The following is a 6,602-nucleotide window of genomic DNA, read 5'->3' as shown; positions in this document are numbered from 1 at the left end:
GCCCGCCCCGGCGCCGCTCGCGCTCGAAGGCATGCACAACATCCTCATCACCGGCATCGGCGGCACGGGCGTGATCACCATCGGCGCGCTGATCGGCATGGCGGCGCACCTCGAGGGCAAGGGCGTGAGCGTGCTCGACATGACGGGCATGTCGCAGAAGAACGGCTCGGTCACGTCGCACGTGCGCATTGCGCGCGACGCGGCGCAGCTGAAGGCGCAGCGCATTCCCACCGGCGAGGCCGACCTGATCCTGGGCTGCGACATGCTCACGGCCGGCGCGCCCGACGCCATCGCGCGCATGCGGCCGGGCCGCACCTACGCGCTGGTCAACACCTTCGAGCAGCCGACCGGGCACTTCGCGCAGCAGCCCGACTGGGAGTTTCCAGCGACGCAGGTGCGTGCGCTGATCGAGGAATCGGTGGAAGGCCGCGCCGACTTCATCGACGCCACGCAACTGGCCACGCGCCTCATGGGCGACGCCATCGCGGCCAACCTGTTCCTGCTGGGCTTCGCGTTCCAGAAGGGGTTCGTGCCGCTGTCGGCGCAGGCGCTCGACAAGGCCATCGAGATCAACGGCGTGGCCGTGAAGGCCAACCAGGCCGCATTCCGCTGGGGTCGCAAGGCGGCGCTCGACCTCGCGGCCGTCACGCGCCAGGCTGCGCCGGCGCAGGTGGTGTCCCTACAGAAGCCCCAGAGCTTCGAAGCGCTGGTGGCCGACCGCACCGCGTTCCTCACGGCGTACCAGAACGCGGCCTACGCACGCAGCTACGCGGACCTCGTCGAACGCGTGCGCGACGCCGAGCAACGCACGCGCGGCAGCACCGTGCTGGCCAAGGCCGTCGCCTCGGGCCTCTTCAAGCTCATGGCCTACAAGGACGAGTACGAGGTGGCGCGCCTGTACGCCGATCCGCGCTTCATGGAGAAGCTCGGCGAGCAGTTCGAAGGCAAGCCGGTGCTGCGCTTTCACCTGGCGCCGCCGGTGCTGGGCCGGCGCGATGCCGAAGGCCGCGCGCTGAAGACCAGCTTCGGCCCGTGGATGCTCGGCGCCTTCCGCGTGCTCGCGAAGCTGCGCGGCCTGCGCGGCACGGCGCTCGATCCGTTCGGCCGCACCGCCGAGCGCCGCATGGAGCGCCAGCTGGTGGCCGACTACCGCGCGATGGTCGAAGACCTGCTCGCGCGCTTCGAGCGCATCGACTTCGACACCGCCCTGTCGCTGGCGCGCCTGCCGGAACAGATCCGCGGCTTCGGGCACGTGAAGGAAGAAAGCATCGTGTCGGCGCGCGTGCGGTGGGAGATGCTGCGCGGGCAGCTCGAGACCGTGGCGCCTGCGCGGGCCGTACGGGCGGAGCCGCTGGCCGCTTAGTCGATGGGGCGGCGGGCGCGGCCCGCTACAGCAGGCCTCTGGCAGAGGCCTTCAGCGTGGCGGCCGCGCGGGTCGAGCAACCGAGCTTGCGGAACACGCGTTCGACGTGCGTGCGCACCGTGCTCGCACTGATGCCCAGCGCACGCGCGACCTGCTTCGTGTTGTCGCCCTGGCTGATGCAGCGCAGGACGTCCAGCTCGCGCTGGGACAGCGACGCATCGTCCTGCGCAGGCATCGCGGGCTTCGCAGGCATGCCCGACAACGCGCAGGCAAGCAGTGCGCCGACGACCTCCGCGTCGAAGCGACCGGCCTCGACGTCCGCCTGCATGCGATCGCGCGCCTGCGCGTCGGTCAGTTCGGGTCGCCACGGGCGGCGGGTGCGGTGCGACACCCACTGCTCGGCCGCCGCGACGACCTGTCCTTCGAGCGGCATCGACGCGCCGGAGCGGCCACGGAAGTAGCCGGAGCCATCGCGCCGCTCGAAAGCGAACGAGGCGATCTCTGCTTCGGCCGCGAGACCGTCGATCTGCCCTGCGGCGCGGGACGTCCAGTACGGCACGAGCCGCAGGCGCTCCATCGACGCGGCCGGCAGCGGCTCGGGCGCATTCCAGATGGCATTGGGCACCGCGGCCCGCCCGATGCCGTGGATCAGGCCGGCCCGGTGGATGCGATGGCACATCGCTTCGCTCATGCCCAGCCGGGCGCCGCAGTCGCGCGCCAGGCGGGCCACGCGCCGCGAGTAGCCCGTCATCCATGGCAGCTTGAGGTCGCTCACGTCGCCGACGAGTTCCAGCCCGACGCGCCGGCGCATCACCACTGGCGGATCGGCGGCATCGGTCCACGGCGCAGGCGAAGCATCCAGCCGCTTCATCCACGCCGCAGCGTGCGGTGCGCAGGCGTCGACCAGGAAGCCGGGGTAGAGGCTGTCGGCGCGCCCCCGCGCGAGCGTGAGGGCTTCGTCGAGACCGTAGAGGCGGCTGAAGATTTCCAGATCGCTCGCCAGGGCCACGACGTAGGTCGCCAGCGGCACGCCCTCGCCCTGCAGCAGGCCGGGGACGCCGCTGCCGTCGTAGGCCTCGAAGACGGCGCGCAGTGCGGCTTCGGCCTCGGACCCCAGGCCGAGCATGTTCGCGATGTCGCCGGCAATCTCGCAGTGGATCTGGGCCATCGCCACGACGGCCCCGGGAATGGACGCCTGGTGGGGCTGGCGCAGGCGCGGTTGCGCGGAGGCCAGAAGGGCTCGCCGACCCAGCACATCGTCTTCCAGGAAGTCCGCGAACTCCTGCGCGTTCGCCGTGCAGCCCGACCAGCGCAGCAACGCCACGTGTTGCGCGACCTCGACCTGCGCGGCGTGGCAGCCGGCCTGTGTCGCGATCATGCCGGCCAGCCAGGCGGTGCGCAGCGAATGGTCGATGGGCTGGCCCATGCTCAGGTCGCCGATGAAGGCGAGCGCGCGGGCCGCGTCGAAAGCGGTGAGGGTGGTGTCTTCGGGCATGGGATCGCGGGGGCGAGCGCACAGCATCGCACAGCCGTCGGTTCGGCGCGTGTCGGTCATTCGACCGATACCGGGGCCCGGGGGAACGCAGAAGAATCGTTGCACCCGCCTCGTGCGAGGCGCGCCCCCTCCTCCTACCCACACCCCTTCATGTCCGACATCATCCAACCCCCTCTCCAATCAGCCGCCTGGCTGCGCAAGCTCTACTTCACCCGCGCAGCCTTTTCCTTCGTGTGGGTCGCGCTGGCCTTCAGCGTCGCCAGGCAGTCGCCGGTGCTGACGACGATCCTGCTGGTCGTCTATCCGGCGTGGGACGCGCTGGCGAACCTGGTGGACGCCCGGATGACGGGCGGCCCCCGGGCCAACCCCAGCCAGATGCTGAACACATGGATCAGCGCGCTGGTCACCGCAGCCGTTGTGGCCTCGCTGATGCTCGGGCTCCAGATCGACCTGGCCATCTTCGGCGTCTGGGCCATCGTGTCGGGCCTTCTGCAGCTGGCGACGGCCATTCGCCGCCGAAAGAGCCATCGGGGGCAGTGGGTGATGATGCTGAGCGGCGCGCAGTCTGCGCTGGCCGGCGGCCTCTTCATCGCACGGCAAGGCACCGATGCCCCGGTCCTGCAGACGCTCGCAGGCTATGCGACGGTGGGCGCGGTGTACTTCCTGATCTCCGGACTCGTGATCCTGCTTCGCAAGCCGCAGGAGCGGCCCGTGAACCCGCTCACCGCCACGCCTACAGCATCTTCCACTTCTTGCGGTCGATGACGCGGCGGCGCGTGTCCATGTTCAGCTGCGACAGCTCGATGTTCACCTGGTCCTTCGTGATGTCGACCAGCCCCCAGTTGCATTGCAGCGCGCCGACGGTGACGGCCGTGCGCAGCGCGGCGCCGGAGGACGTGGCTTCGAACAGGCTCCAGGGGCCTGCCGGCCACGGCACGGCGAAGCGGTTCTCGTGCACGTCGCCGCTGAGGATGAGGATGCGGCGCTTCTCCGCGAGCTTGAGGATCGCAGCGTGCTCGGCCGCGCAATCCATCCAGGTCTCGCCGTGGCGGGCTTCGAAGGTGAGGCCGCTGGCGATCAGGTGCACGGTCTTCTCGTCCGAGTCTTCGATGGCCTTCTTCAGCTTGCTCATCTGCTTCTTGCCGAGCACGGCGTCCTCGCCGCCCTTGGTCTTGTAGCTGCGGCCGTCGGTGAGGTGCAGCATCACCGGGCCATCCGCGTCGCCGACATTGCTCAGCATGAGGGGCCGGTAGCCGGGTTCGGGAACGCCCGAAGCCCAGGGATCGCCGGCCTTGGGAAAAGTCTTCGGATCGTGCGAATCCAGCGCCTTGCGGTATTCCTGGAACGCCGCGCGGGTCGGGTCCAGCAGGTGCCGGTAGGAAGGCTGTCCCTCGATCTGCGCGCCGCAGGCGCCGTTCCACAGAAAGTCGTGGTCGTCCCAGATCGGATGGATCTGCAGGTCGGTCTTGCGCACGAGCTTGGCGAACTCCTTCTGGTTCAGCTGGTCGCGCAGCCGGCCGAAGGCGTGGATCGCGAAGTCGTTCGCGCCCATGGCCTTGACCGCGCCCATGCTGGAGCCGTCCGCGTCGTAGTAGGCCGAGTCGCCCAACAGCACCAGGTGCGTGGCGCCGGACGCGCCCACCTGGGTCCAGACAGGTTGTTCCTTGAAGGTCTGGGCACTGAAGCAGGAAGTAAAGGCGATCTTCATCGGGAGGCTCCTCGTTGTGGGTGCGCGGATGCTAGGAGCCGCCTCGAAACGTCGCCTCCCCCATCCATGGGAGGCCCATGCCGCGGGCCGCAAGGGCTCAGCGCCCTTCGTCTTCCCAGTCGACCCAGTCCACCGGATGGGTCTTGAGGTACCCGCTGACGGCGGCACCGACGGTCGGAAAGAACGCGGCTTCGCCCAGCCGCGCGAAGAGCCCGAAGCGCTTCAGCTTGTCCTTGACGGGGTCCTTCATCTCGGCAAAGCACAGCTGGATGCCGGCGTCGCGCAAGCTGTCGACCAGCTCGGCCAGCATGTCGGCGGAGGTCACGTCCACGCTGGTGACGGGCTCCGCCGCGACGACCAGCCAGCGCACCGGCGCGGGCGACGACGCCATGGCCTCGCCCACCCGGTCGCGGAACAGCTCGGCATTGGCGAAGAACAGCGGCGCATCCCAGCGAAACAAGACCAGGCCCGGAATGAGGCGCGCGTCGGGATAGCGCGTGATGTCGTGGTAGCCCTTGACGCCATCAGCGCGCCCCAGCACCGCGGAATAGGGGCGCCAGGCATCCCACAGGAATTCGATGACCGCGATCACGATGGCCAGGCCGATGCCCTCGACGGCGCCCAGCACGACCACGCCGACCGTGCAGGCGATCGACAGCCAGAACTCCCAGCGCTGGATGCGGTAGATCCGCCGCAGGTCGGCAACCTCGATCAGGCCGATGGCCGATGCGATCACGACCGCGGCCAGTGCGCTGGTGGGCAGGTTTTTCAGCAGGTCGGGCGCAGCCACCAGCAGCAGGGCAACGGCCAGCGCACCGACGACGCCGGTCAGCTGGGTCCTGGCGCCCGCGGCCTCGGCCACGGGGGTGCGCGACGAACTGCTGCTAACGGCAAAGCCCTGGAAAAATCCGGCCGCCAGGTTGGCGGCGCCCAGCGCCACCATCTCCTGGTTCGGGTCGACGTGGGTGCGGGTACGCGCCGCATAGACACGGGAGAGCACGCTGGTGTCGGCGAACGAGACGAGCGCGACGGCGCAGCCGCCGATCAGCACGGGGCCGATGTCCGCAGCCGTGATCCATGGGATGCCGAACGCCGGCAGGCCCTGCGGGAGGGCGCCGAGCACCGGCACCCCCTCGCGCGTCGCCAGGCCCAGCACGCCGACGGCCACGGTCGCGCCCACCACGGCGATCAGGATGCCCGGCACACGCCGGCGGCCCTTGAGCAGCAGGATGACCGCCAGGGTGCCCGCGCCGACCGTGAGCGTGATCGCGTGGGTCTTGCCCTCCATCACCGACACGGCGATGGCCTTCAGGGTCGCCAGCGGTGCGTCGCCCTCGACCGAAAAACCCAGGAGCCTGGGCAGTTGGCTGATCAGCACGGTCAACGCGATGCCGTTCATGTAGCCGTAGCGAATCGGCTTGGAAAGAAGCTCGGTGACGAAGCCCAGGCGCGCGACGCCCGCGAGGATGCACACCGCGCCCGACACGATCGCCATCAGGCCCGCCAGGGCGATGGCGCGCTGCGGGTCGCCGCCCGACAGCGGAAGGACGACGGCCAGGATGAGGGCCGCCAGCGAGGAATCCGGGCCCAGCACCAGGATCCGGCTGGGGCCGAACACGGCGTACGCGAGCAGCGCGACGATGGTCGCGTAGAGGCCGTGGATGCCGGGGACGCCCGACGCCTGTGCGTAGGCGATGCCGACGGGCACCAGCATCGTGGTCAGCACCAGCCCGGCCACGATGTCGTGCCGCAGCCAGGCCAGTTCGTATCCGCGCAGCGTGCGCAGTCCCGGCAGCCAGCGGCGCCACCCGGCCGCATCGGCGGCCTTCGCCCGCGGCGCACTGCGGCCGGGTTCGGAAAGAGGAGGTGGAGGTTCCAGGTCGTTCATGCGCCGCGGGCCACAGGGTGGACGGACAGTGCAGAGGCGCGCCGGGAAAGGCAAGGGGGAAGACACGGGTGCCGGCGCGGGCCGCGCGCCCCTCCCCGCCCCTGCGCCCCGGTCGCCTGCGAAACACGCACTTGACCGGCTGCGCCCG

5 protein-coding genes are annotated in these 6,602 nt (G+C 70.2%); 2 read left to right on the top strand and 3 right to left on the bottom strand.

Features of this window, described 5'->3' with window-relative positions; translation table 11 throughout:
* The coding region (locus tag AC07XP_RS26140; protein WP_495266321.1) for a DUF6537 domain-containing protein at positions 1–1,363 on the top strand (1,363 nt) is incomplete at its 5' end.
* A 25-nt stretch (positions 1,364–1,388) separates the two neighbouring features.
* On the opposite strand, the gene AC07XP_RS26135 is transcribed toward AC07XP_RS26140, so the two are convergent.
* Positions 1,389–2,858 carry an HD domain-containing phosphohydrolase gene (locus tag AC07XP_RS26135; RefSeq protein WP_495266320.1) on the bottom strand — a complete coding sequence of 490 codons (1,470 nt, stop codon included), beginning with the start codon at positions 2,856–2,858 and terminating at the stop codon, positions 1,389–1,391.
* A gap of 150 nt (positions 2,859–3,008) precedes the next feature.
* On the opposite strand from AC07XP_RS26135, the gene AC07XP_RS26130 reads away from it, so the two are divergent.
* Entirely contained in the window at positions 3,009–3,623 is a 615-nt protein-coding gene (locus AC07XP_RS26130) for a DUF308 domain-containing protein (protein ID WP_495266319.1), read from the top strand.
* On the opposite strand, the gene AC07XP_RS26125 is transcribed toward AC07XP_RS26130, so the two are convergent.
* Both AC07XP_RS26125 and AC07XP_RS26120 read right to left on the bottom strand, forming a co-directional pair.
* Positions 3,592–4,566 (bottom strand): metallophosphoesterase family protein, encoded by a 975-nt coding sequence (locus AC07XP_RS26125; RefSeq protein ID WP_495266318.1) that lies wholly within the window; start codon positions 4,564–4,566, stop codon positions 3,592–3,594. The two genes, AC07XP_RS26130 and AC07XP_RS26125, sit on opposite strands and share 32 nt — an antisense overlap.
* 97 nt (positions 4,567–4,663) lie before the next feature.
* Entirely contained in the window at positions 4,664–6,454 is a 1,791-nt protein-coding gene (locus AC07XP_RS26120; protein ID WP_495266317.1) for a SulP family inorganic anion transporter, read from the bottom strand.
* Positions 6,455–6,602: the final 148 nt, after the last annotated feature.

The organism is Variovorax sp. GW531-E2 (assembly GCF_059423125.1).
This window is presented reverse-complemented; position numbering and strand designations above follow the sequence as displayed.

Bases quoted from the DNA above. Each gene is read 5' to 3' on its own strand.
- AC07XP_RS26125 (WP_495266318.1), bottom strand. From the start codon at position 4,566: ATGAAGATCGCCTTTACTTCCTGCTTCAGTGCCCAGACCTTCAAGGAA.
- AC07XP_RS26130 (WP_495266319.1), top strand. From the start codon at position 3,009: ATGTCCGACATCATCCAACCCCCTCTCCAATCAGCCGCCTGGCTGCGC.
- AC07XP_RS26135 (WP_495266320.1), bottom strand. From the start codon at position 2,858: ATGCCCGAAGACACCACCCTCACCGCTTTCGACGCGGCCCGCGCGCTC.
- AC07XP_RS26120 (WP_495266317.1), bottom strand. From the start codon at position 6,454: ATGAACGACCTGGAACCTCCACCTCCTCTTTCCGAACCCGGCCGCAGT.